Source organism: Psychromonas saccharinae, assembly GCF_051201515.1.
GTDB lineage: Bacteria > Pseudomonadota > Gammaproteobacteria > Enterobacterales > Psychromonadaceae > Psychromonas.
Map to the genome: position 1 here is coordinate 3,425,081 of NZ_CP195153.1, position 26,162 is coordinate 3,451,242.

Sequence of the window (26,162 nt, forward strand, 5' to 3'; positions counted from 1 at the left end):
TTTTCACATATTGCGCACCAAATTAATATGCACAATAAAACTAAAAATTATCTGCCTTTAATTCTCTACTGAGATTTAAAAGCACTATCACATTGACCAATAAAGAATTCAATGAACTATTGCTTATGTAATCATCATCATTAGCTGATCTATTTTGCGGGTTAAAATAGATCAGCTAATTATTACGATTGGTATTAAATTACGCATGTTTAATAAAAAACAGCCAAAAAAAATCCCCACCGAAGTGAGGATTCATAAATCAAAGTAGTCTATTTATCCTAACCGAAGTTAAGATTAAATATTACTGACCTTTAACTTCTTTAAGACCATTGTAAGGTGCTTTTGAACCTAAAGCTTCTTCAATACGTAGAAGTTGGTTGTATTTAGCTACACGGTCAGAACGGCTTAATGAACCAGTTTTGATTTGGCCAGCAGCAGTACCAACAGCTAGATCAGCAATTGTTGAATCTTCAGTTTCACCAGAACGGTGAGAGATAACAGCAGTGAAACCAGCATCTTTAGCCATTTTAATTGCAGCTAAAGTTTCAGTTAAAGAACCGATTTGGTTGAATTTGATTAAGATTGAGTTAGCAATACCATTATCGATACCACGTTTAAGGATCTTAGTGTTTGTTACGAATAGATCGTCACCAACTAATTGGATTTTGTCACCAAGGAGTTTAGTTTGATGTGCGAAACCATCCCAATCAGACTCGTCAAGACCATCTTCGATAGACACGATTGGGTACTGTTCAGTCAAATCTTTAAGGAAGAAGTTGAATTCTTCAGAAGTGAATTTTTTACCTTCACCTTTAAGGTCGTAGATGTTTGCTTCTTTGTCGTAGAACTCAGATGCAGCACAGTCCATCGCTAATGTGATGTCTTTACCTAGTTCGTAACCAGCGTTTGCAACAGCAACTTTGATTGCAGCAAGCGCAGCTTCATTAGATGCTAGATTAGGTGCGAAACCACCTTCATCACCAACAGCTGTTGAGTGGCCGTCTGCTTTAAGTACTTTAGCAAGGCTATGGAATACTTCAGCACCCATACGTAGACCTTCACGGAAAGTCGCAGCGCCAACTGGTTGGATCATAAATTCTTGGATATCAACAGAGTTATCTGCATGCTCACCACCATTGATGATGTTCATCATTGGAAGAGGCATAGAGTAAACACCAGAAGTACCGTTTAGGTCAGCGATGTGAGCATATAGAGGTACTTTCTTAGAAACTGCAGCAGCTTTAGCAGCAGCAAGAGATACAGCTAGGATAGCGTTTGCGCCAAATTTAGCTTTGTTTTCAGTACCGTCTAAGTCGATCATGATTTGGTCAAGTTCAGCTTGTGCAAGTGCATCTTTACCTACTAGTGCTTCAGCGATAGGACCGTTTACTGCAGCAACTGCTTTAAGAACACCTTTACCTAAGTAACGTGCTTTATCACCGTCACGTAACTCTAATGCTTCACGTGAACCAGTAGAAGCACCTGAAGGCGCAGCAGCCATACCGATTGAACCATCAGCTAAATGAACTTCAGCTTCAACAGTTGGGTTACCACGTGAATCCATGATTTCACGACCAAGTACTTTTACGATGTTAGACATAATTGTTCCTTTATTGTATTTAAAATTAAAATTAAAATTTTAGGTGTAAATTGGTAAAACTTTATTTGCTGATTTTTTAACAAACTAAATCGTTTAGGTCAACTAAAACTATTTAAATTGACCTTGTTGATGATCTATCGCAGATTTTATAAACCCTTTGAATAGAGGATGGCCATCTCGCGGGGTCGAAGTGAACTCCGGATGGAACTGCGCAGCCACAAACCAAGGATGATTTGGATACTCAATTATCTCTACTAATTTTTTGTCTTCCGATAACCCAGTGACCACTAATCCTGCTTTTTCCAAAATAGGCAATAAATTATTATTAACTTCATAACGATGACGATGACGTTCATAAATCTCTGGTTTGCCATACATTGCAAGTACTTTAGAACCCGCTTTTAAATGACAAAGTTGAGCACCAACACGCATTGTACCACCTAGGTCTGAATTTTCTGTACGTTGTTCTACTTCACCGGATTTATCAATCCACTCGGTGATAAGGCCAACAACAGGTTGTTCACATTCTGGTTTAAATTCAGTTGAATGCGCATCTTTAAGTCCAGCAACGTGGCGAGCAAATTCAATTAAGGCTACTTGCATACCTAGGCAAATACCTAAATAAGGTATTTTATTTTCACGCGCATACTGAGCCGCTAAGATTTTACCTTCAATACCACGCTCACCAAATCCACCCGGTACTAAAATAGCATCAACCGTACCAAGCACTTCAGTGCCTTTAACTTCAAGATCCTGTGAATCGATATATTTGATTTTTATGCATGCGGAGTTTTTTAAACCACCGTGTTTTAATGCTTCATTAACAGACTTATATGCATCGGGTAATTCAATATATTTACCCACTAAACCAATAGTGACTTCATTTGATGTATTTGCTTCTTCAGAAACAACTTTTTCCCATTCACTTAAATCTGCTTCAGGGCATTCTAATCCAAAACGATTAACACAAATTTCATCAAGTCCTTGCGCTTTAAGTAACGCAGGAATTTTATAGATAGAATCAACATCTCGCATTGAAATAACCGCTTTTTCCTGAACATTACAGAAAAGTGCAATTTTTGCTTTTTCGTTCGAAGGAATATTATTATCTGAACGACAAATAAGAATATCAGGCTGAATACCAATACTGCGTAATTCTTTTACTGAATGTTGGGTTGGTTTGGTTTTTACTTCGCCAGCAGTCTTGATATAAGGTACCAGTGTTAAATGCATATACATAACATGGTCACGGCCGACTTCAATGCCGAGTTGACGAATTGCTTCAAGGAATGGTTGAGATTCAATATCACCAACTGTTCCACCTAACTCAACAATAGCAACTTGATGGTTTTTGCCACCATTAATAATACGATGTTTAATTTCATTCGTAATATGTGGAATGACCTGGATCGTTGCACCAAGGTAATCGCCGCGACGTTCTTTTGCTAACACATCTGAATAAATACGACCGGTAGTAAAGTTATTACGCTTAGTCATTTTGGTGCGAATAAAACGTTCGTAATGACCTAAATCGAGATCTGTTTCTGCGCCATCATCGGTCACAAAAACTTCACCATGTTGAATAGGACTCATCGTACCTGGGTCAACATTAATATACGGATCAAGTTTTAGGATTGTGACATCAAGGCCACGCGCTTCTAAAATAGCAGCTAGTGAACCTGCTGCAATCCCTTTACCTAGCGATGATACAACACCACCCGTTACGAAAATATATTTTGTTGTCATAGTAACCCTGAGCTTTTAGGACATAATAAATGGTTGTAAGATCATTTAAAAAAATATTACACAAAAAAAAACATCAGCTTATAAAAATAACTGATGATTTAGTAATTAACGATGGTTAATTATTGTATAAAAATTGAAATTTAAATGAATATTTTTGAATCTTTAGATGGGAATGCAGTATAGCAAGTCAGCCCATTTTGAACAATCTTTTCTCGCTATTTCGGTAGATTAATAACGTCCATCTGTTTATCTATAATTTTTTAATCATTTGCCAGATTGCTTCTAGCTCTTCAAGCGAACAATCTTTCATTTTTTTACCTTGCCTTAACACTTCAAGTTCAACTAAATGAAAACGGCGTTCAAATTTATCATTCGCTTGGCGTAACACTTTTTCAGGATTACTACTTAAATGGCGCACAAGATTTACATTCGCAAATAATAAATCCCCTAATTCATCTTCGATACGAGCTTGTTGTTCTGACTCACTCAAATCATTACGCTCAACTTCAACCAGCACTTCTTCTAGCTCTTCCTTAATTTTATCAACAACAGGGGAAAGTGTTTTCCAATCAAAACCAACATTTGCACAGCGATTTTGGATTTTATAAGCACGTGTTAATGCAGGTAACGCTAATGGAATATTATCTAAGACACTCTCGAGTTTATTCTCAGTCTGCGCCTTTAACGCCCGTTCTTTCTCTTTTTCAACTTCCCAATTCTCATTAACAGCTTGCGTATCCGCAAATTTCTTATCTGTAAACACATGAGGATGTCGACGTACTAATTTTTCACTTAAGGTCGCAACAACATCTTGAAATTCGAATAGGCCCTTCTCTTGTGCCAATTGCGCATAGAAAACGACTTGGAACAATAAATCTCCTAGCTCCCCTTTTAATTCATCAAAATCTTTTTTTCGAATCGCCTCTGCCACTTCATATGCTTCCTCAATAGTATGAGGCACAATCGAATCAAAAGTTTGTTTGCAATCCCAAGGACAACCGGTCTCTGGATCACGTAATTGACGCATAATGGTTAATAATTCTTCAATGTGGGATGCTTTCATCTATTTTTTCCTGATTCGGTAATAAAATATAACGGATATACCTAGTGCCATTTAGTATATCAAAATCAGCATACTGGATGGCAATAGGTATGATAACTGACAAAAATTTCAATTACTAAGTTGACCAAACTTCTTTTAAATATTAGAATTTTCTAAATTAGATTAAACAAAAACAACTATTCGCTCGTCAGTGCCTAAGGATTAATTATGTATCAGCAACTACTCAACCAAGCTCATCGCTTGCTCATCGGTTCATTATTATTGCTTTGTTATCCGACAATGGCTGCTGAGCTATTTACAGTTAAGAGCCAGAATGAACCACAATGGGTAAATATCGACGCCACGATTGAAGCGGTTGATCAGGCTACACTCTCGGCACAAACCTCTGGCCGCGTTGTTAAAGTGAACTTTGATACCAACGATTATGTTGAAAAAGGCAATGTATTACTCGAAATAACAAGCAATGAACAAGGTGCACAACTTGCTATTGCAGAAGCTGAAGTATTAAAAGCGCAAGCGCTGTATAACGAATCCTATTTAACCGCACAACGTTATAAAAAATTATTTCCAAAGGGCGCGATTTCACAGGGACAGCTAGATCAAGCAGAAGCAGCAGAAAGCACCAATAAACAATTTGTTCGTGCTGCACAAGCTAGCCTTAAAAAAGCGCAAGAGTCATTAGATTACACCATTATTAAAGCCCCCTATTCAGGGGTCGTCACACAACGCCTTGTTGAAGTGGGTGAAACAATTAATCCAGGACAACCACTATTTTCTGGTATGTCTTTAAATAAATTACGTGCAGTCGCCGAAATCCCGCAACGTTATTTACAAGCAATTAAGGATAACCCCGAAGTAGTGGTTACCCTTAATAACGGCAAACAAATCCTTTCTAAGGACATCACCTTATTCAATTACGCCGATCTACAAACACATGCATTTAAGGTGCGTATTAATTTACCACAAACGGAACAAGTTGTTTTACCCGGCATGTGGGTAAAAGCTAAATTTGTCAGCGGTCAACGAGAAATCATAACAATACCGACAACGGCGGTTTTAACCAATAATGAGTTAACCGCAGTTTATCGTAACGTGAATGAAAAACCAGTGCTAACACAAGTACGCTTAGGCAATGAAGATGATGGCTATATTGAAGTGTTAGCAGGTCTTCAAAATAACGACCAGATATACACGGATGCCTATCAGAAACTACAAATGCTGGAGTCAAAATAATGAACCAACAACTGAATATCTCTGGTCGAATTGCCCATTATTTTTTGCATTCAGCAATAACCCCTTTACTGGCCATTGTTGGATTATTATTAGGTATTTTTGCGATTATAGTTACTCCAAAAGAAGAAGAGCCTCAGATCGATGTGACTTTTGCGGATATTTACATTCCATTTCCAGGCGCATCACCTAAGGAAGTCGAGAATTTAGTAACTATTCCGATGGAGCAAGTTATTTCGGAAATAAATGGGATTGATACTACCTACTCCTATTCGAAACCTGATGGCGCGATGATCATTGTGGTTTTTAAAGTAGGCAAGCAACGCAACGATGCAATCGTTAATCTTTATAATCAAATTTACAGTAATATCGATAAACTTCCACAGTCAGCGGGGATCGGACAGCCATTAATCAAACCGCGTTCTATCGATGATCTTCCCATTTCTTCGATTACACTTTGGTCTAAAGATAAAAATGTCAGTGCACAGGAACTAACTCAAGTTGCCCATGGCCTAGAAAGTGAATTAAAACGTATTGATGGTACCCGTGATATTTTTACCCTTGGCGGGCATGAATTAACCGTTAATATTCGTATTGATCCCAATAAAATGAATAGTTTTGGGGTGAGTTATGATGCGATTAATCAAATACTAGCAAGCAATAATGCCAGCTCGTCTTCAGTATCATTGGTTCAAAATAACCAACAAATTAAAGTCCAAACGGGACAGTTTTTACAAAATATTTCTGAAATTAAGCAGTTAATTGTTTCTGTCAGCAATGGTTCTCCAGTCTATTTACAGGATGTCGCAGAAGTAACACTAGCAGCTGATATACCTCATCAAAATGTTTGGCATGGCAAAGATAATCAACTCTATCCTGCGGTTACGGTTGCGGTTGCCAAACAACCGGGTACAAATGCAGTGGAAGTTACCAAAGCGATAGAACAACGGTTAACAGAAATTCACAATGTCTTAATTCCCGATAATATTCAAACCAGTATTTCCCGTGATTACGGGGCGACAGCAAAGGACAAATCAAATACTCTTATCGGAAAGCTTATTTTTGCCACCAGCGCCGTCATTATTTTAGTCTTACTGACAATGGGATGGCGTGAAGCAATTGTCGTTGGTGTCGCCGTTTCAATCACCTTAACGATCACTTTATTTGCTTCTTGGGCATACGGTTTTACGCTAAATCGCGTCTCGTTATTTGCTTTGATATTTTCCATTGGGATTTTAGTCGATGATGCGATCGTGGTCGTTGAGAATATTCATCGCCATATAAAGATGGGAAAAGCTAAACTGACAGATCTTATTCCTGTCGCCGTAGATGAAGTCGGTGGCCCAACTATTTTAGCAACCTTTACGGTTATCGCAGCATTATTGCCAATGGCATTTGTCAGTGGATTAATGGGCCCCTATATGAGTCCAATCCCAATCAACGCCAGTATGGGAATGCTAATTTCCCTCGCGATTGCATTTATTTTATCGCCTTGGTTAAGTGCTAAATTACTAAAAGATCATCATAAAGGGGATATTACTGAAACAGAAGAAAAAACTAATAATGAGTTTATGGAGCGCGTATTTCATAAAATTATTGGTCCGTTTATTCTCGGTAATAAAGCCAAATTATCTCGTTGGTTGTTGCTTTTAGGTGTACTACTATTGATCGCCTTCTCGCTATTTTTACCACTCAAAGAATTTGTTGTGATGAAAATGCTGCCTTTTGATAATAAATCAGAATTTCAAGTTATTGTTGATTTGCCTGAAGGTGCTCCCGTCGAATTAACCCAACGTGTATTAGTCGACCTCAGTACCGTTATTAAAGAGATTCCGGAACTTAAAGACTTTCAAATATATGCGGGTACCGCAGCACCAATCAATTTTAACGGCCTAATTCGTCACTATGATCTCCGCAGTAGCGAAGAACTAGGTGATATTCAAGTTAATTTGATCGATAAAAAACACCGAGACCGTAGCAGCCATGAAATTGCAACCAGTGTCCGAGCTGAATTGCAAGCGATTGCTAAACCTTATGATGCCAATGTGAAGGTAGTTGAAGTGCCACCAGGTCCACCCGTTTGGTCTCCGATTGTTGCAGAAGTATACGGTCCGAAAAAGGTGTTACGAGAACAAACTGCAGAGCAATTGAAACAACTCTTTAGCCAAAGTGACAATGTGGTGGATATCGATATTATGTCGCCTCAGGATCAACGAAAATGGCAGGTTAATATTGACCGCAGTAAAGCCAGTTTATTAGGTGTGCCCTATCGCAATATTGTTGAAGCAATTACAACATCCGTTGGTGGTAAAGATATAAATATATTGCACAATGATCATCAGAAATATGCGATTCCAATTCGCTTACAATTAAAAGAAGGTGAAAAAGTTAATCTTGAACAGGTTTTAAACCTAAAACTGGCTAATCAATATGGTCAACTTATTTCACTTTCAGAATTAGTGAATATTGATAAAACCAATGTAGCTAAACCCATTATGCATAAAAATATGATTCCCATGATCATGGTGACAGCCGATATGAGTGGCGATTTAAATAGTCCCTTATATGGTATGTTTGATATTGCAGGTAAGTTAGCTGATAGCGATCTCAACATTGAGCAATATTATATTCACCAACCTAGCGGTACTAATCAGTTAGCCATATTATGGGATGGTGAATGGAAAATAACCTATGAAACATTCCGTGACATGGGGATTGCCTATGGTGTTGGGATGATCCTGATTTATCTGTTGGTTGTCGCCCAGTTCCGATCTTATATTGTCCCGTTAATTATTATGGCCCCCATTCCACTCACGATTATTGGAGTCATGCCTGGGCATGCTTTACTCGGTCAACAATTTACTGCGACATCGATGATTGGCATGATCGCATTAGCGGGCATTATTGTTCGTAATTCGATTTTACTTGTCGATTTTATTAACCATCAGACACTCAATGGGTTGCCCTTTAAAGAAGCGGTGATTCACGCAGGAGCAGTACGTGCAAAACCAATTATTTTAACAGGTTTAGCAGCCATGATAGGGGCATTCTTTATTTTGAGTGATCCCATATTCTCTGGTTTAGCGATCAGTTTAATATTTGGTATTCTGATTTCGACCGTACTAACTTTAGTCATTATTCCGGTTTTGTATTATGCCTTTATGCATAAAAAATTTGAAATAGAGGAAATGAATTAGCCAACAACAAATCTAAAAAGTGCAGTTGTAAACTAACAGCAACTGCACTTTGGTCTAAATAATATCAAACTTGGTAAAGTTCTTATCAATATTTTTAGATACATGCCCGCCTCTACAGAAAGGGACTTGCCTTGAGATTTACAAATCGGTACCCTCTTCAGAGATAATAACCATACAAAATACATTAATAAATAAAGAGATATTTTATGAAACGAGAACAATGGGGCTCTCGAGCAGGATTTATTCTTGCCGCAGTCGGATCCGCAATCGGTTTGGGTAATATTTGGCGATTTCCCTATATGGCTTATGAAAACGGTGGTGGTGCTTTTTTCATCCCTTACCTATTCGCGATGCTAACCGCTGGTATTCCATTTATGATTATGGAATTTGGTATGGGCCAAAAATACAAAGGGTCTGCACCGCGCGTATTTGCACGATTAAATAAAAAATACGAATGGCTAGGTTGGTTCCAAATCTCTATTGTTGCGATTATTGGGATCTATTACGTTGCCGTCATTGGATGGGCAATTTCTTACTTTAGTATGTCCTTTAGCCAAACTTGGGGGGCAGATACCAATGCGTATTTCTTTAGTGATTACCTACAACTCGGTGGAGATAACTCCCCAAGTAAACTAGGTTCAATCCAATGGCATATTGCAGTGCCAATCATTATTGCTTGGACAATTACATTTGTGGCTATTTTTACCGGTATTAAAGGCGGTATTGAGCGTGCTACAAAAATAATGATGCCATTGCTCTTCTTAATGGTTATTGCATTAATCGCGCGCATGGTATTCCTACCTGGCGCATTAGATGGATTAAATTACCTTTTCCAACCAGATTTCAGTAAAATTGCTGATCCGAAAGTATGGTCTGCCGCTTACGGACAAATATTCTTTACCTTAAGTGTTGGTTTTTCGATTATGCTGGCTTACTCAAGTTACTTACCGGATGATTCAGATATTAATAATAATGCCTTTATGACGGTGTTAATTAACTGTGGCTTCTCAATTGTTGCGGGTATATTAATTTTCTCAATTCTTGGTTATATGGCTCATGAGCAAGCTAAACCTTTAACGGATGTTGTCTCATCGGGTGTAGGACTTGCTTTTGTTACTATTCCAGCAGCAATTAACCTTTTACCAGCTCCTTATATCCTCGGCCCAATCTTTTTCTTTGCCTTGGTTATCGCCGGCCTAAGTTCTCATTTATCTATCGTTGAAGCAGCAACATCAGCCTTTATTGATAAATTAAACTGGTCACGTAAAAAAGCAGCGTTAATTGTCTGTGGAACAGGCTTAGTCGCATCAATGGCCTTCGCAACAAATGGTGGGTTATTATTACTCGACCTCGTTGATTACTTTATTAACAATATTGCGCTACTTTCAAGCTGTATTATCGAACTTGTTATAATGGGTTGGATTATCAAATTGTCAGATATCCATAAACATGTAAATAACCTTTCTGAATTTACCGTGGGAAACTGGTTTGAAGCTTGTATTCGTTACCTAAGCCCTGCATTCTTAATCGTTATTTTGGGTACAAATATCTACAATACAATTACAGAAGGTTACGGTGGTTATACACATAGTGATCTACTTACATTAGGCTGGGGTGTTATTGCTGCAATGTTAGTACTTGCAATTATTATCAATAAAACCAGTAACAGTGATAATCTAACTAAGGAAGCATAATCATGACAACAAGTGCAATTATAATGATGGTTTTCGGCCTAGGTATCACCTGGGGCGGTGCGGCGCTTTGTATTCGTAAAGCAGCAAAAAGTGAAGCTAAAAATAAATAATAAAAATAAGTGTTAAACTAAAAAGGATCAACTTAGTTGATCCTTTTTTTATGACCAAAATAAACGTTATACCAATTGTATTAAATATGTGATCTAAATTTTGCGCTGTAAAAATGGTTTAGTTTGAGGCGAAAGTTGCCACTACCGAGAGATTAACAAGTGAATCCTCTAACGTGAGAATTAATATAAAGACATTAATTCTTTAATGGTTGTTCCCTTAACGAAACTTTCAACAAAGAAATAAGCTATTTTAACCAGCAAAATAGATCAGCTAATTATTACGATTGGTATTACTGAAGTTGATTGGCTAAATCGGTCGTTAACTGATCTAACCCCGTTGATAACGCATTAATTAATGCATTATAACCTTCCTCTTTTAGCGCGACCTGTCGTTCAAAATGTTTATTGGCTAGCACCTTTCCTTGACCATCAATCAGCATCCATTCGCCCATTAACTCTGCATTTCCGGTATACACGCCATTGAACCGCTGTAGTGAGATTAATAACTGTTTTTGATTATTCAAATCGACCATTGTATGTGCTTCAATAGGCCAATAATGACGTTGTTTAGATTGTAAATCACTTACAATACGTTGAGTGATTTGATCCTGAAGACCTTCAGCCCAAAGACTATGTTTTGCCTCTAAAATTTGAGTATCAGAGGTGCGGTAAACAATGCCTTTATTATTTAAGTACTCAGATAAATCTGTTTTTATGATTAACATTGGCGCATCTAATACAGTGGCATTAGTCACGCCATTATCCGGTAATATATAATAATGATCTTGAATTGCCTGCTCGCTAGCACAACCTACTAATGCCAAAGACATTACACATAATAATTTTCTCATTATTTAGTTCCTTTTACGGGAATCGGATCAGCCACTTTATCTTCACCAAATACCAATGAATTTGGTTTTTCATTGATTTGTTGTAAAACGGGTTTTAACTCAATCATTGCCTGTTTAAATTCTGCTAACGCACCATTAAGATTTTTATAAGCGCTTGAATTAACTTTGAAACCATCCAATGTTTGCTGCATTTTGTCTAAACTTTGTTGGAGCTCAGCAGGAAGAGATTGCGTCTCTTTTTTTGCAACAAATTTATTGATATTGTCCACAGCACTCTGTGCTGAAATAAGTGTTTTTTGTAATCCCCCTAAAGACTTATTAACCGATTCAACGGTATCATTGAGTGGTAAATTCTTAAACTTATCAAGTAAATCCAGTACCTGTTTCTGAACTTGCGCAAAGCCGCCGGTTTTACTGGGAAACACATCATAGCCATTTAACGTCTGATATTTATACTCATCTCCAGATGCATCATAATCAACATCAATATACAGTGCTCCCGTTAAAAGATTTCCACTTTTCAAGGAGCCTTTTAATCCGTGTTTAAACTCGGTCATTAATTTTTGACTAAACTGTTCATTGCTAATTTCTTCCCCTTTTTCAAAAATTCGATTGGGGTCAATTCGAATTAGTACCGCTAATGAATTAGATTGAATCCCCTGATCAAGAGTGGGTTTAAATAACGGGATTTTTTCAACGGAGCCAATACGTAAACCACGGAATTCCACCGGAGCGCCCGGATAAAGCCCACGTAACGATTCATCAAATAATATTGCATAATTCACATGCTGACGATGAAGCCCTTCCTTTACATCAACCTGTGACTTGTATAAGTTAAATTCAGTTAAGGAATCACTAATCATATCCCCAGCTCTTTCTCCTTCGGGAACGCCAAAACTAACCCCACCACCCAATAGGCTTTCTAATGAGTCAAAACGTAGCTTAAACCCTTCTGTATTCAGTTGAAGATCAACCCCCGAATTAAGCCAAAAATAAGTCCCCGTTCGAATCAATTCATCGTAGGGTTCAAAAATAAATAATTGATAGTGTGCTTTTTGTTGTTGTGCATCAAAGGTAATATTTTCTACTCGTCCAGCCGTAAATCCATGGTAAATAACGGGGTCACCAACACTTAATTGTCCTGCCTGTGGATGAGTTAATACAACTCTCAGTCCCTTCGCATCGGGTGGTGCGACGGGAGGTACATCCAATATCGTAAAGTGAGACTGCTTAACCGCTGAATTACCCGGTTGAATTTTAATATACGCTCCCGATAAAATCGTATCTAAACCAGAAACGCCCTCGGTCCCTATACGTGGTTTAACCACCCAAAAAAGAGTATCCTCCTTTAACATATTGGCCGCATACTTATCCATTTGAGCGGTAACTAAAATATGATCATAACCTTCACTTAGTTTCACATCGGATACCACCCCCACTTTTACATTACGAGATTTTATTTCTGTTTTACCGACTTCGATACCCGAAGCGTCCGATATTATTAGCGTGATTTCAGGCCCCGTTTTACTTGCGTATTGATAAATCATCCAGATGCCGATAGCCAATGCAATAATAGGTACTAACCAGATTGCTGATGTTTGCTTCATTTTCGTCACTTGCCCTTGGGCTTCATTACTCATGATCATAGCTTCCATTAATGGGGTTATTTTTTATGTTTTGCCATAAAACTCGAGAATCAAATTTCATCGCAGATAACATGGTAAAGACCACCACGGCCGCAAAAGATGATGCTGCAGGGCCGGGGTAAATTGCCATTAGATTTTGTAATTGCACTAGCGCAACTAAAATGGCAACTACAAAAATATCAATCATCGACCACCTGCCGATAACCTCCGTTAAACGATATACTTTTTGCCATTGCATTGAAGCACCGTTAGGAAATGCTGATGCCCGTTTAGCTGAAATAAATAACCATGATAAGGCAAACATTTTAGCCAGTGGAATAAACACACTTGCAAAGAAAATAATCATGGCAATCGGATACGACCCATGGTGCCACAGTAATATAACACCTTCCATAATTGTCGAAGGACCACGACTCCCAAGACTCACCGTATACATAATGGGATATAAATTCGCTGGGATATAAAAAATTGCAGCACTTATTAATAATGCCCAACTAGTTTGTAAATTATGTTTAAAATTGTCGTGATGTAACTTACTTTTGCACCGCAAACAAACGCTATTCTGTTCACTTATTGGCGGATTTATCTGCTCACAAACATGACAAACACTGTGATTACCCGATAGACACGTATCGCCCGCTTTAACCCCTTCAATTGAGACAGATGGAATAAACTGATTCCATAACCAATTACGATCCACTAAAGACACACATTTTACGAGTAGTACCGTATAAATACAGAATGCCCAAAAAGAATACCCTAACCCGATATCAGCGAGTGCGGAAATCTTAACTAAACTAACCAGTACACCGACTAAAAACACATCAACCATTAGCCAAGGTTTTACGATAAATACGATTTTACATACTCGCCGTATTCGATCAATCTGACGAACTGACAGCTGTGCTACCCGTAAACTTTGAATATAGAGATAAAGCATAAAACAAAGATAAATAGCAGGTAATACAATAACCGTGCAGAGAAGTAATAAAGCTAACGCGGAATTTTGAAATTGATCTAGCATTTTTACTGAATGTAATAACCCTATTTCCTGAGATAACCCTTCGACACTAAATGACATAAAAGGAAAGCATAAACTCAGCATTAACATAATTAAACAAGCAATAATATAGGCTATTGGGCGTTGGTAAGGATGGTGGATAATTTGAGTGAGTGTATGTTTACAACGGGGGCACTGTACTTTTTCCCCTTCGTCAATCAATGGAATAGCGGCAATTAAACCGCATTCTTCACAGGGTATTAAAGACTTATCGGTAATATTAGGCATAGTATTATTAACGCTTATTTATTTTTTAAGCTTTTAAATGAACGAATTAATCGCTGCACTTTATCAACGCTATTGTCATTCAAAACAACACACGCACAATGCGAACTACCATTAATTGTACATTAAATATAATGAGAAACTAAATAAGCAGATCTTCCACATTAAAATATAAGGAAAAAAGTAACCCCCTCCAACTCAATAATACCTACAAACAAAAACAGACGAAATAACCTCGTTAGATCAGTTCACAGTAACGAAGCACAAACTTCGTCACCATAATAGAGTTATTTTTATTAAAGATTATTATTTCGACCTTCAATAATCAACCGCTTCATTTCACTAACAGCAGCAGCAAAACCATCAATAACGGCACGCGCAACAATCGCATGACCAATATTTAATTCAAAAATTTCAGGTAATGCGGCAATCGGTTTAACATTATGATAATTCAAACCGTGCCCTGCATTGACCTTGAGACCTGAATGAGCCGCATAGGTTGCCGCTTTAGCAATTCGAGCTAATTCCTGTTGTTGGGCCTCGTCGGTTAATGAATCGGCATATTTTCCCGTATGTAATTCAATAAAAGGCGCACCGGTTTTAAAAGCAGCATCAATTTGAGTGCTTTCAGGATCAATAAATAAAGAGACTTGAATACCCGCTGCGCTTAAGCGTTTTACAGCAGATTCGACTTTAGCAAATCCACCAACAACATCGAGCCCACCTTCAGTAGTAAGTTCTTCTCTTTTTTCAGGTACTAAACACACAAATGCCGGTTTAGTCTGAAGGGCAATATCAACCATTTCATCGGTCACAGCCATTTCTAAATTCATGCGAGTTTGTAATGTTTTAGCCAAAACCTCAATATCACGGTCATTAATATGACGACGATCTTCGCGTAAATGAGTGGTGATTCCATCTGCACCAGAACATTCTGCAATTGCCGCTAGATGTGCCGGCTCTGGGTAGCAAGTTCCACGTGCATTACGTATTGTTGCGATGTGATCAATATTTACACCCAATAAAATTTTACTCATTGCTAATTTGTCCTTCTATTTCGTCGTAAACAAAGTACGGCTATGTAATGGTTTATTGCCCAATAAATGAGCGAGTGCTTGACGGCAAAAACGTTTTGCCGCTTTTAAAATCTCTGGCGAAGTAAAATCTCTATTTGCTAAAGCAATAATATCTTCGCCGCGATACACGCTTTGTTGATGATGGATGGCCTGTTTGGCAAAAAAACCATCCTGTTGCTTATATTGGTACTCAAACCCAATTTCGATCTCTTCACCGCTATAAATATCATTTTCGAAATTAACGCCATAACCAAGGGTTTCAAGTAATGTTAATTCAAAATTTCGTAAGGCAACTTGAGGATCATCTTGAGCGGCAATAGTTAATAAAGTTTTTTGATAAGACTCAAATAACCCATCACAAGCCGTTTCAGCTTGTAATAAACGATAGAGTAATTCATTAATGTACATGGCAAGATAAAGGCGCTGTCCCGGTAATGGTACGACTTGAGTTTGTGCTTCAATAGACTTAACGGTTTTTAAATTACCTCGTCCAAAATAACTCACTTGTAATAACGTAAAGGGCTGTGCCATCCCTCGTTTCATGCGAGTACTACTTCGACCACCTTTAAAAATAAGGCTAACTTTTCCGACATCTTGACAAAATAAATCCAGTAATTGACTGGTTTCGCCATAGGGGCGGCGGTGTAAAATAAATGCGTTATGGCACTCTAGAGACATGAAATTTTTCCAAGTGACAAGCTACATGCTACGAAATTTGTAGTGTGTAGCTCGACATTTTTTATTTACTATAATCGTCACCATACCCAAGGCTATGCAAAGCCCGAAGATCGTCTGACCAACCGGTTTTCACTTTTACCCACACTTCAAGAAACACTTTCGAATCGAAGAGTTCTTCCATATCAATACGTGATTGCATCGATATTGATTTAAGTTTTTCACCTTTATTACCAATAACCATGCGCTTTTGACCATCTCGTTCCACCAAAATAAGTGCATTAATATGCAGCACACCATTGGCTTGTTGCTTAAATTGTTCAATTTCAACGGTCACTGAATAAGGCAATTCATCACCCAAAAAACGCATCAGTTTTTCACGTACGATTTCCGCCGCCATAAAACGAGATGAACGATCGGTAATATAATCATCGGGGAAATAGTGCTCGGATTCCGGTAAAATTTCCTGCGACCACTTGCGAATTTTTTCAACATTATCACCCGACTTAGCAGACATCGGAATAATATGTTTAAAATTATAACGGCTACCTAACTCCTGAAGATGTGGCAATAATAACTCTTTATCTTCTACGTTATCTATTTTATTAATAGCAAGAATAACCGGACACTTAAGGTGCTCGAATTTACTCAACACCATTTCATCGTCTTCGTTCCAATGGGTCCCTTCAACAACAAAAATAACCATTTCAACATCATTAATCGAACTTGATGCAGCACGATTCATTAAACGGTTAATCGCACGTTTTTCTTCAATATGGAGTCCTGGCGTATCAACAAAAATCGTTTGATAATCACCTTCGGTATCAATCCCTAAAATTCGATGACGAGTCGTCTGCGCTTTACGAGAAGTAATACTTACTTTCTGCCCTAATAACGCATTAATTAAGGTTGATTTACCAACATTTGGACGGCCAACAATAGCCACTAAACCACATTTCTGGGTCATTATTTGTTTCCCATTAATACATCTAACATTTTTTCCGCAGCCACTTGCTCGGCCTTACGACGACTTGTTCCCTGTCCTTGAACAGGTTTTAGTCCTTCAATCTCACAGCTCATGGTAAAACGTTGATTATGCGCTTCACCTTTAATTTCAATCACTTCATAAAGTGGTAAAGGCTGTTTTCGAGATTGTAACCTTTCTTGTAAACGTGTTTTTGGATCTTTCTGACTAATACCAGGCTCAATGCTATTTAAACGACTTTCAAACCATTTAAGTATTAAAGCTTTAACATTATCAATATCAGAATCTAAAAAAACAGCACCAATAATCGCTTCTACGCCATCTGCGATAATAGAATCACGACGAAAACCACCACTTTTTAACTCCCCAGGCCCAAGAATCAAACAATCCCCAAGTTGAAACTCACGTCCTACTTCAGCTAACATTTTGCCACAAACTAATGTTGCACGCATTCGGCTTAAATCACCTTCATCAACCTTAGGAAAGCGAAGATAAAGATCCGTTGAAATAGCAAAACTAAGGATTGAATCCCCAAGAAACTCTAAGCGTTCATTATGTTCACCTAATGCACTTCGGTGTGTTAATGCTTGTTTTAATAAAGCGAAGTTAGTAAATGTATAACCAATACGTTTTTCTAAACGTTTCAATTCAGCATTTTTCATTATTTAATCCCACCAATACGATTAAAACGCACACCACTTGGTACCCAACTTGGTAGGAAATCATCAGCAGTACGATAAAATTCAAAACTAATCCAGATTGCCACCGCCTTGCCGACTAAATTTTGTTCAGGCACAAATCCCCAATAGCGACTATCTAAACTATTATCTCGATTGTCTCCCATCATGAAATAGTGTCCCTCTGGTACAACCCACTCATAACCATAGGTCCCTTCCTGTTGATAATATGAGGAAACTTGCTCCGGTCGATTAGGATTAATTAACACTTTATGTGCGACTTCACCAAGGATCTCAGTATAAACCTGCATGGTAGAACGTTCATCGGCAAAATCTTCGGTACCCAAATAGTTCATATCAAGTGCTTTATATTTTCCACAGGAATCCGTTTCACACTTTGGAATCAAATAGATCTTTTTATCTTTATAAACAATGCGATCTCCAGGTAATCCAACCACACGTTTAATGTAATCGATACGCGGATCTTCGGGATATTTAAATACGGCAACATCCCCTCGTTTCGGCTCTCCGAGCGGAATTAATTTATTTTGCCAAACCGGCTCTTTTACACCATAGGAAAACTTCTCAACTAAAATAAAATCCCCAACTAATAACGTTGGCATCATTGAGCCAGATGGTATTTGGAAAGGTTCATAAATAAACGAACGAAGCACAAATACAATCGCAATAACCGGAAATAATGAACGGGCATTTTCAATAACTACATTTTCAGGATGGATTTTTTCTAACGTCTTTTCATCGAGTGTTGTCTCTGAATGAGCTTGCGCTTCATCACGTGCTGCTTTTCGAGCAGGTCCCCATTTTAATTTATCGATCACCCAAACAATACCGGTTACGATAGTTAAACAAACTAAAATAAGTGCAAACGTATTTGCCATTTTGAATCCTTAAATTTTATCAAATCACATTATTTAAACTGACAGTAATCCAAGTCGCGTATTTATTTGAACGCCTTGGTTGGAAACACCTTTAAATATCCATTTAACTAATATGACTAACGTTTAAAAACAAAATGCGCTGAAGTAAAATCAGCGCATCATTACTGACCTAAAACAAAGTGGTCTCTGCTTCAGCCATGCAGGTTAAGAACCTCAATCCCGTATAAATTTACTTACCCAAGATTGAAATTATTTATCTTTACCTATGTGTAAAACGGCAAGGAATGCTTCCTGTGGGATATCAACATTACCCACTGACTTCATTCGTTTCTTACCTTCTTTCTGTTTCTTCAATAGCTTTTTCTTACGACTAATATCGCCGCCGTAACATTTTGCTAATACATTTTTAGTTAACTGCTTAACCGTTGAACGAGCGATAATTTTACCGCCAATTGCAGCTTGTATTGCGATATTAAACATTTGTCGAGGAATCAAATCTTTCATTTTTTCGACTAAATCGCGCCCGTAACTTTCAGAGTTTGCACGATGTGTAATCAGTGCGAGTGCATCAACCCTGTCACCATTAATTAACACATCAACACGCACCATATCTGCTGCTTGGAATTTATCAAAATTATATTCCAAAGAGGCGTAACCACGGCTAGTCGATTTTAACCGATCGAAGAAATCCATCACCACTTCTCCCATCGGAATAAGATAGGTTAACGCAACCTGCTTGCCGTGATAATCCATCTTAGTTTGTACACCACGCTTATCAATACATAATGTAATCACATTACCGAGATATTCCTGTGGAACTAAAATATTACACTCCGCAATCGGCTCGCGAATTTCAGCAATATCGTTTACTGCGGGTAATTTAGCAGGACTGTCAACATATTGAACCTCACCATTGGTAAGTTCAACTTCATACACAACCGTTGGCGCAGTCGTAATTAAATCAATATCATATTCACGCTCTAAACGTTCCTGAATAATCTCCATGTGGAGTAAACCAAGGAAACCACAACGGAAACCAAACCCAAGAGCCGATGAATTTTCAGGTTCATAGAACAACGAAGCATCATTGATACTTAATTTAGCCAATGCATCACGGAAACTTTCATAGTCATCGGAGCTAACTGGGAAAAGCCCTGCATAAACTTGAGGCTGAACACGTTTAAATCCACCTAAAGCTTCGACGGCTTCATTACCATTAAGTGTTAAAGTATCGCCCACTGGCGCACCTAAAATATCTTTAATACCAGCAATAACATATCCCACTTCACCGGCTCTTAAAATGCCCGTTTCTTTTTGCTTAGGTGTGAAATACCCGACTTTACCGACAAGATGAACCTGCTCCGTCGACATGACTCGCATTTTGTCACCCACTTTAATCTGGCCATGCATAATTCTGACTAATGACACAACCCCTTGATAGTTATCAAACCAAGAATCAATAATTAACGCTTGTAAAGGCGCATCAGGATCACCGACTGGTGGCGGAATACAACGCACAATTTCTTCTAAAACGAGGTCAATCCCCACTCCCGTTTTAGCCGAACATCGAACCGCTTCAGTTGCATCAATCCCAACAATATCTTCAATCTCTTCTGATACACGATCTGGCTCTGCAGCTGGGAGATCGATTTTATTTAAAATCGGCACCACCTCAAGGTCCATCTCCATTGCGGTATAACAGTTAGCAAGTGTTTGTGCTTCAACACCTTGCCCTGCATCCACAACTAATAACGCACCTTCACAGGCTGCTAAAGAACGAGAGACTTCATAGGAGAAATCAACATGCCCAGGCGTATCGATAAAATTTAACTGATACGTTTCGCCGTCTTGTGCTTTATAATCAAGCGTTACACTCTGTGCTTTGATCGTAATACCGCGCTCACGTTCAATATCCATTGAGTCAAGTACTTGAGCTTCCATCTCACGGTCACTTAAACCGCCACATGTACTAATCAAACGATCAGAAAGTGTCGATTTACCGTGGTCGATATGGGCAATAATAGAAAAGTTACGAATATGTTTCATGAAGACTTTAAATACCTGTGTTAATGCATGGTTTATGCAGTGCCATTATGATTTATACAAAACAATGCATTCTAGCGAATTTATCCTTTAATCGCTATCTTTATACTGAGGATACTAATAACAAGTTAGTAACACCGCTCCATCAAAGTACAATCACGTCCTTAAAACAAAAATAATTCGATTTAATTTCTTCAAAAATAATAAATGGCATATAGAAAACAACCACCCATGATAACAACTGAAGATAAAACAAACCATTTTTGCTCAGAAATAAAGCACATTTATTATACAAATTTGATAAAATAACCGACGCATTTAACAATATTTGTTTAATATTGTTAACTTACTCAATTAATTTAGATTACAATATAAGAGCTTTTTTTAGGGAACATTATTGGCAAGGAAGATCCACAGTTTTATTTTCATAAAACTAATTACATCGCCAAACCGCAAAAAAAGAGATGATACCAGTTCGGTTAATCTTACTCGTATTGATTTAATTATCTTTCTACTTAATTATTTTTGAGGTTATTTTATTATGAAATCAAACACATCAGTGTTGCTTTCGATCGCTATTGCGATTTTAGGTTATATTATTATTAGTTCTGCAGACATTACTCTATCAGGCGCTTTATTGTTTGCATTTGGTGCATTAGCAAGTGGCATCGTGAACTTATTCGTTAACAACAAATCTACACCATCTATGACAACAGAAAACCAAGAAAGTGCAGTTGATTTTACAACAACAACACTTTATGTCGGTAATCTACCTTACCGCGCTAACGAAATGGCAATTCGTACGCTTTTTTCTGAACATGGACGAGTACTTTCTGTGCGACTTATGAAAGATAAACATACAGGTAAACGTCGTGGTTTTGGATTTGTTGAAATGCCAGAAAAAGATGCTCAAAACGCAATACAAGCATTAAATGAACAAGAATTTCAGGACCGTTCATTAAAAGTACGAGAAGCAAATGAACGCACCCCACGTACCGCATCGCCTGATAATGCAGACAGGTCTTAAAAGTAGTTTTTAGATAAAACATAAAAAAACGCCTGCGGGCGTTTTTTTATACCCGCTAAAAATCAACTTAATAAGTACATAACAAACTGATTAATAAAAAGTTAAACCGAAATCCAATAATTATTTGTTAGTGTCTTTAATGACAAAATAAATACCCACAAAGTAATAAAACTACCGCTTTAAAAGAAGATAATAGTGATCTATTTATTTTTTACATTACAATGTAATATTTATAATAATAAATATTCAATAAATTGCTGAATATGTTCTACAATAATCAATTATTTATATCTTTTTTTTATAGACTATTTTAGAGAACTTTTTTATGTACGACGATGATCTACTTTTCATAGATAACGAAGTTCCCGATTTCGATGATGAGCAATCCTTACACCTATCCCCATGGAAAGTACTGATTGTTGATGATGATATCGAAGTACATACGGTTACTAAATTAGTCCTTTCGAAATTTGAATGGGATGATACACCTTTACTTTTTCTTAGTGCTTATTCAGGCTATGAAGCCGAGCAGCTATTTTTAGAACACGATGATATTGCTGTTGCCCTAATCGATGTTGTTATGGAAACCGATAGTGCTGGCTTACAATTGATAAAAAATGTCCGTGAGAAGATAAAAAATAAAACCACGCGAATTGTATTAAGAACAGGTCAACCAGGACAAGCGCCAGAAAGAGATATTATTCGGGAATATGATATTTCTGATTATAAAAATAAGACTGAATTAAGTGGGTTAAAGCTAGACACATTAATGTGTAGCGCATTAAGATCCTATCAAAACATTGTCGAACTAAGAAAAAACACCAAAGGCCTTGAACTGGTAATTGAATCGTCTGCAAATCTTTCCTATGCGATTACCTATGAAATGCTTATTTATGAAACGACTAATTATTTATTAAAACTCATTGAACAATGTACATTGACTCGCGCACGTTCATTATCTTCATTGGGCATGTATTGCAACTCAAAAGTCTTCCATTTAATTGAATCTCGCGGGGATTTCTCTGACTTTGATAGCATCGACGATATCGAAAAAATACCCGATAATGTATCAATGATGATTACCAAGAGTATTGTTGAAAAACGTAATATATACACCTCAAACGCACTAGTATTAAATATGCAAAGCAGTTCAGACGGTTGCATTATGTTTTATGTTGAAGGATTTTCAACCATCACTGAACACGATATTGTGTTATTAAACTTATTTGCAAGTAATACAACCACTGTTTTTGACAATGAAGAATTACGCCAAGAAATAGAAGAAGGCCAACGTGAAATTGTTTACCTATTAGGTGAAGCGATTGAGCGAAAATCAAAAGAAACCGGCAACCATATTCGACGTGTTGCTGAAATCACACGCATTCTTGCACTTGAGCTAGGTTTTAGCCTAAAAGAATCTGAAAAAATAAAATCAGCATCACCACTCCATGATCTTGGTAAAATAGGTATCCCTGATAATATCCTGCATAAACCAGGTAAACTGGATCCCGATGAATGGAAAATAATGCAGACGCATGTTGAAATCGGTTATGAATTAGTACGTTATTCATCACAGGATATTTTAAAATATGCAGCAATAATTAGTTATCAACACCATGAGAAATGGGATGGTACGGGTTATCCAAATGGATTAAAAGGCGAAGAAATCAGCTTGGTTGGCCGTATTGCCGCATTAGCTGATGTATTTGATGCGTTATCACATGACCGTTGTTATAAAAAAGCTTGGCCAATTGAAGAAGTACTGCAATTTATTAATGATCAAAACGGATTACATTTTGATCCACGTGTAGTAGCAGCTTTTCATAAACATCAAAAACAGATTATTGCGGTTAATAATCGCTATAAAGATGTTTTCAGCGAGTACTCTCACTAAATATTCCCTAAGGCAGTTAAATCATTAACTGCTCTTTCCCCTTATTTTCCTATTAACTATTCTTATCACAATTGCCATCTTTCGTTTATAATACTTCTTTTATTTATTGTTATTTGGAAATATGCATGACTTTTGAAGCGCTTGAGCTCGACCAACATTTATTAAACGCCGTTGCTAAAATGGGACATAAACGCCCAACAAGTATTCAAACGTTAGCCATTCCTCCTGCAATGGATGAGCAAGATATTATGGCGAGTGCACCTACCGGCACGGGTAAAACATTAGCTTTTCTTTTACCTGCAGTTCAACGTCTGATTGATTTTCCTCGCCGTAAAGGTGGGTCTGCACGCATATTAGTATTAACACCGACGCGTGAACTAGCCGTGCAAATTAGCGAAGTAGCACAGCAATTAGTAGAAGGTACAGATCTTGTTGTTGGCAACATTATCGGTGGCGTTTCTTACCAAGCACAAGAAGATGTGATCATGGATACCGTTGATATCGTTATCGCAACACCAGGCCGATTAATGGAATACATCGATTCAGAAGCCTTCGATTGCCGTGAAATTGAAACACTTGTACTTGATGAAGCAGACCGTATGCTCGATATGGGATTTATTAATGAAATGGATCGCATTGCAGGCGAAGCTCGTTGGCGCAAACATACCTCATTATTTTCTGCAACGCTTGAAGGTAAAGGCTTACGTGAATTTTCTCGTGACGTATTAAATAACCCAGTGCAACTCACCGCAGAAGTAACTCGTAGAGAAAGTGGAAAAATTATCCAATGGGTTCACCTTGCCGATGATCCAGAACACAAACTAAAATTACTGGCTTATATTTTACAACAAGATAAAGAGCAATCTTCAGAGGAATCAACACAAAAAGTTATTGTGTTTGTTAAAACGCGTGACCGGTTAGCGGAACTTGTTGGCCAATTGGCAGAATTACACATCCCATGTACTTATCTAAGGGGGGAAATGGATCAAGAAAAACGCAACCTCGCATTAACCCAATTTAAAGCTGGCCAAATAAATATCCTTATCGCAACAGATGTCGCTGCTCGTGGTATTGATGTACCCGATATTACTCATGTCATTAACTATGATATGCCACGCAGTGCAGATATTTATGTACACCGTATTGGGCGTACTGCACGTGGGGGCAAAAAAGGCATCGCGATTTCATTAATAGAAGCCCATGATATTGATATTTTAGCAAAAGTAGAACGCTACACGGATCAAATATTAAAACGTAGAGTGATTAAATCCTTACGCCCAAAACATAAAGAAGCAAAAATCAGCCAGAAGAAATCCAAAAAACCAATTAATAAAAAAGGTAAAGCGCGAGCTGATGAGTTAAAACAACAGCAACAGGCTCGTCGTCAGAAGAAAAAAGAAGATATGGGCAAACAACGTTTGCGCACTAAAAAAGCGAAGGGAAAACCAAGCTGGGCAGGAAAAGGACCGAAATCAAGCGATCAGTCTTAAGCCGTCAGCGATTAGCAAACCTTCAATTCTAATTAATATCACGAGCTACGATTTCCGTAGCTCGTAGTTAAAGTCTAGTGACTAAACAAACTGATAGCTGAAAGCTAATAACTAACAACAGCCCTTCATCGTTCATCTCGATAAAAAACTAAATCTGTCTCAGTCGATTCTTTTTCAACAAAGTAATAACCTTCCTCTGTAAATGCTTTTAACTGTACCGTTGAGGTTAATTGTTTTTCCATAATATAACGCGCCATCACACCACGTGCTTTTTTCGCATAAAAACTAATTACTTTATATTGACCATTTTTTTGATCTTTAAAAATAGGCGTAACAATGGTGCCTTTTAATTCTTTTTTCTTAACCGATTTAAAGTATTCATTAGAAGCTAAATTAATTAAAACTGGTTCATCTTGTTCTTCTAATGTTTTATTTAATGTATCGGTAATAATACTTCCCCAAAATTGATAAAGATTTGTACCACGTTCATTATCTAAACGTATTCCCATCTCTAATCGATAAGGCTGCATTAAATCAAGTGGTTTCAAAACACCGTATAGACCAGAAAGCATACGCAAATGTTGTTGTGCATAATTTAAAGTTTCAGTACTTAATGTATCAGCTTGTAAACCAGTATAAACGTCACCCTGGAAGGCAAATAAAGCTTGCTTGGCATTATCTAAAGAGAATGGTGTTTTCCACTCGGTAAAACGCGCCACATTTAATCCAGCTATTTTATCGCTTACTTTCATTAACGATGCAATATCTTGCAGTGATAACTTCTGACAGCGCTTTATTAGTATTTGACTTTGTTCAAGTAAATCCGATTGGGAAAATGTTGAAACGGGGGCGGGTGTTTGAAAATCCAATGTTTTAGCAGGGGAAAGTACAACTAGCATAACAGCTCCTGTGGTAATGATATCAAGCAAATATAGCTGCTTATTAATAATAAAAAGGCCAGTGAATAAAACATC

The 26,162-nt window shown here is 37.6% G+C and carries 20 protein-coding genes; 7 read left to right on the forward strand and 13 right to left on the reverse strand.

Annotated features, from left to right (window positions below; genetic code table 11):
* Nucleotides 1-301: 301 nt before the first annotated feature.
* The 3 genes from eno to mazG form a co-directional block, all read right to left on the reverse strand.
* The gene (gene eno / locus ACR30L_RS15370; protein ID WP_435235126.1) at nt 302-1,600 is read right to left on the reverse strand and encodes a phosphopyruvate hydratase; all 1,299 of its coding nucleotides are present in this window, start codon (nt 1,598-1,600) and stop codon (nt 302-304) included.
* A gap of 108 nt (nt 1,601-1,708) precedes the next feature.
* Entirely contained in the window at nt 1,709-3,346 is a 1,638-nt protein-coding gene (locus ACR30L_RS15375; protein ID WP_435235127.1) for a CTP synthase, read from the reverse strand.
* A gap of 250 nt (nt 3,347-3,596) precedes the next feature.
* A complete protein-coding gene (gene mazG, locus ACR30L_RS15380; RefSeq protein ID WP_435235128.1) occupies nt 3,597-4,409 on the reverse strand; it encodes a nucleoside triphosphate pyrophosphohydrolase in 813 nt (270 codons plus the stop codon).
* Nucleotides 4,410-4,616: 207 nt separating this feature from the next.
* Between mazG and ACR30L_RS15385 the strand changes: the two genes are divergently transcribed.
* The 4 genes from ACR30L_RS15385 (at nt 4,617) to ACR30L_RS15400 (ending at nt 10,640) form a co-directional block, all read left to right on the forward strand.
* Nucleotides 4,617-5,642 (forward strand): efflux RND transporter periplasmic adaptor subunit, encoded by a 1,026-nt coding sequence (locus ACR30L_RS15385; RefSeq protein ID WP_435235129.1) that lies wholly within the window; start codon nt 4,617-4,619, stop codon nt 5,640-5,642.
* Nucleotides 5,642-8,836: an efflux RND transporter permease subunit gene (locus ACR30L_RS15390; protein WP_435235130.1), complete on the forward strand. Its 3,195-nt coding sequence runs from the start codon at nt 5,642-5,644 to the stop codon at nt 8,834-8,836. The genes ACR30L_RS15385 and ACR30L_RS15390 overlap by 1 nt, the downstream gene beginning before the upstream one ends.
* A 206-nt stretch (nt 8,837-9,042) precedes the next feature.
* A complete protein-coding gene (locus ACR30L_RS15395; protein WP_435235131.1) occupies nt 9,043-10,530 on the forward strand; it encodes a sodium-dependent transporter in 1,488 nt (495 codons plus the stop codon).
* Nucleotides 10,531-10,532: 2 nt separating this feature from the next.
* A complete protein-coding gene (locus ACR30L_RS15400) occupies nt 10,533-10,640 on the forward strand; it encodes a MetS family NSS transporter small subunit (protein ID WP_435235132.1) in 108 nt (35 codons plus the stop codon).
* A 290-nt stretch (nt 10,641-10,930) separates the two neighbouring features.
* Here ACR30L_RS15400 and ACR30L_RS15405 read toward each other — a convergent pair whose 3' ends face one another.
* The 9 genes from ACR30L_RS15405 to lepA all read right to left on the reverse strand — a co-directional run bounded on the left by ACR30L_RS15405 (nt 10,931) and on the right by lepA (nt 20,780).
* The gene (locus ACR30L_RS15405) at nt 10,931-11,491 is read right to left on the reverse strand and encodes a PqiC family protein (protein ID WP_435235133.1); all 561 of its coding nucleotides are present in this window, start codon (nt 11,489-11,491) and stop codon (nt 10,931-10,933) included.
* Complete coding sequence (pqiB, locus tag ACR30L_RS15410) at nt 11,491-13,131, reverse strand: intermembrane transport protein PqiB (protein ID WP_435235134.1); 1,641 nt, start codon at nt 13,129-13,131, stop codon at nt 11,491-11,493. Before pqiB ends, ACR30L_RS15405 begins: the two co-directional genes overlap by 1 nt.
* Nucleotides 13,124-14,425 (reverse strand): PqiA/YebS family transporter subunit, encoded by a 1,302-nt coding sequence (locus ACR30L_RS15415; RefSeq protein WP_435235135.1) that lies wholly within the window; start codon nt 14,423-14,425, stop codon nt 13,124-13,126. Before ACR30L_RS15415 ends, pqiB begins: the two co-directional genes overlap by 8 nt.
* A 293-nt stretch (nt 14,426-14,718) precedes the next feature.
* Nucleotides 14,719-15,459, reverse strand: coding sequence for a pyridoxine 5'-phosphate synthase (pdxJ, locus tag ACR30L_RS15420; protein WP_435235136.1), 741 nt, complete (start codon nt 15,457-15,459; stop codon nt 14,719-14,721).
* 15 nt (nt 15,460-15,474) lie between these two features.
* Entirely contained in the window at nt 15,475-16,176 is a 702-nt protein-coding gene (gene recO / locus ACR30L_RS15425; protein ID WP_435235137.1) for a DNA repair protein RecO, read from the reverse strand.
* Between the two features lie 61 nt (nt 16,177-16,237).
* Nucleotides 16,238-17,140, reverse strand: a complete 903-nt coding sequence (era, locus tag ACR30L_RS15430) for a GTPase Era (RefSeq protein WP_435235138.1) — start codon at nt 17,138-17,140, stop codon at nt 16,238-16,240.
* The gene (gene rnc, locus ACR30L_RS15435; RefSeq protein ID WP_435235139.1) at nt 17,140-17,820 is read right to left on the reverse strand and encodes a ribonuclease III; all 681 of its coding nucleotides are present in this window, start codon (nt 17,818-17,820) and stop codon (nt 17,140-17,142) included. Before rnc ends, era begins: the two co-directional genes overlap by 1 nt.
* Nucleotides 17,820-18,734, reverse strand: coding sequence for a signal peptidase I (gene lepB / locus ACR30L_RS15440; protein ID WP_435235140.1), 915 nt, complete (start codon nt 18,732-18,734; stop codon nt 17,820-17,822). The genes rnc and lepB overlap by 1 nt, the downstream gene beginning before the upstream one ends.
* Nucleotides 18,735-18,983: 249 nt before the next feature.
* Nucleotides 18,984-20,780, reverse strand: a complete 1,797-nt coding sequence (gene lepA, locus ACR30L_RS15445) for a translation elongation factor 4 (RefSeq protein WP_435235141.1) — start codon at nt 20,778-20,780, stop codon at nt 18,984-18,986.
* 538 nt (nt 20,781-21,318) lie between these two features.
* Between lepA and ACR30L_RS15450 the strand changes: the two genes are divergently transcribed.
* The 3 genes from ACR30L_RS15450 to srmB all read left to right on the forward strand — a co-directional run bounded on the left by ACR30L_RS15450 (nt 21,319) and on the right by srmB (nt 25,188).
* Nucleotides 21,319-21,804 carry an RNA recognition motif domain-containing protein gene (locus ACR30L_RS15450; protein ID WP_435235142.1) on the forward strand — a complete coding sequence of 162 codons (486 nt, stop codon included), beginning with the start codon at nt 21,319-21,321 and terminating at the stop codon, nt 21,802-21,804.
* 325 nt (nt 21,805-22,129) lie between these two features.
* A complete protein-coding gene (locus ACR30L_RS15455; protein ID WP_435235143.1) occupies nt 22,130-23,698 on the forward strand; it encodes an HD domain-containing phosphohydrolase in 1,569 nt (522 codons plus the stop codon).
* A 125-nt stretch (nt 23,699-23,823) separates the two neighbouring features.
* Nucleotides 23,824-25,188, forward strand: a complete 1,365-nt coding sequence (srmB, locus tag ACR30L_RS15460; protein ID WP_435235144.1) for an ATP-dependent RNA helicase SrmB — start codon at nt 23,824-23,826, stop codon at nt 25,186-25,188.
* A 125-nt stretch (nt 25,189-25,313) separates the two neighbouring features.
* Here srmB and yaaA read toward each other — a convergent pair whose 3' ends face one another.
* Entirely contained in the window at nt 25,314-26,087 is a 774-nt protein-coding gene (yaaA, locus tag ACR30L_RS15465) for a peroxide stress protein YaaA (RefSeq protein WP_435235145.1), read from the reverse strand.
* Nucleotides 26,088-26,162 lie beyond the last annotated feature (75 nt).

Coding starts and splice junctions, on each gene's coding strand:
- eno (WP_435235126.1), bottom strand. CDS start 1,600: ATGTCTAACATCGTAAAAGTACTTGGTCGTGAAATCATGGATTCACGT.
- ACR30L_RS15375 (WP_435235127.1), bottom strand. CDS start 3,346: ATGACAACAAAATATATTTTCGTAACGGGTGGTGTTGTATCATCGCTA.
- mazG (WP_435235128.1), bottom strand. CDS start 4,409: ATGAAAGCATCCCACATTGAAGAATTATTAACCATTATGCGTCAATTA.
- ACR30L_RS15385 (WP_435235129.1), top strand. CDS start 4,617: ATGTATCAGCAACTACTCAACCAAGCTCATCGCTTGCTCATCGGTTCA.
- ACR30L_RS15390 (WP_435235130.1), top strand. CDS start 5,642: ATGAACCAACAACTGAATATCTCTGGTCGAATTGCCCATTATTTTTTG.
- ACR30L_RS15395 (WP_435235131.1), top strand. CDS start 9,043: ATGAAACGAGAACAATGGGGCTCTCGAGCAGGATTTATTCTTGCCGCA.
- ACR30L_RS15400 (WP_435235132.1), top strand. CDS start 10,533: ATGACAACAAGTGCAATTATAATGATGGTTTTCGGCCTAGGTATCACC.
- ACR30L_RS15405 (WP_435235133.1), bottom strand. CDS start 11,491: ATGAGAAAATTATTATGTGTAATGTCTTTGGCATTAGTAGGTTGTGCT.
- pqiB (WP_435235134.1), bottom strand. CDS start 13,131: ATGAGTAATGAAGCCCAAGGGCAAGTGACGAAAATGAAGCAAACATCA.
- ACR30L_RS15415 (WP_435235135.1), bottom strand. CDS start 14,425: ATGCCTAATATTACCGATAAGTCTTTAATACCCTGTGAAGAATGCGGT.
- pdxJ (WP_435235136.1), bottom strand. CDS start 15,459: ATGAGTAAAATTTTATTGGGTGTAAATATTGATCACATCGCAACAATA.
- recO (WP_435235137.1), bottom strand. CDS start 16,176: ATGTCTCTAGAGTGCCATAACGCATTTATTTTACACCGCCGCCCCTAT.
- era (WP_435235138.1), bottom strand. CDS start 17,140: ATGACCCAGAAATGTGGTTTAGTGGCTATTGTTGGCCGTCCAAATGTT.
- rnc (WP_435235139.1), bottom strand. CDS start 17,820: ATGAAAAATGCTGAATTGAAACGTTTAGAAAAACGTATTGGTTATACA.
- lepB (WP_435235140.1), bottom strand. CDS start 18,734: ATGGCAAATACGTTTGCACTTATTTTAGTTTGTTTAACTATCGTAACC.
- lepA (WP_435235141.1), bottom strand. CDS start 20,780: ATGAAACATATTCGTAACTTTTCTATTATTGCCCATATCGACCACGGT.
- ACR30L_RS15450 (WP_435235142.1), top strand. CDS start 21,319: ATGAAATCAAACACATCAGTGTTGCTTTCGATCGCTATTGCGATTTTA.
- ACR30L_RS15455 (WP_435235143.1), top strand. CDS start 22,130: ATGTACGACGATGATCTACTTTTCATAGATAACGAAGTTCCCGATTTC.
- srmB (WP_435235144.1), top strand. CDS start 23,824: ATGACTTTTGAAGCGCTTGAGCTCGACCAACATTTATTAAACGCCGTT.
- yaaA (WP_435235145.1), bottom strand. CDS start 26,087: ATGCTAGTTGTACTTTCCCCTGCTAAAACATTGGATTTTCAAACACCC.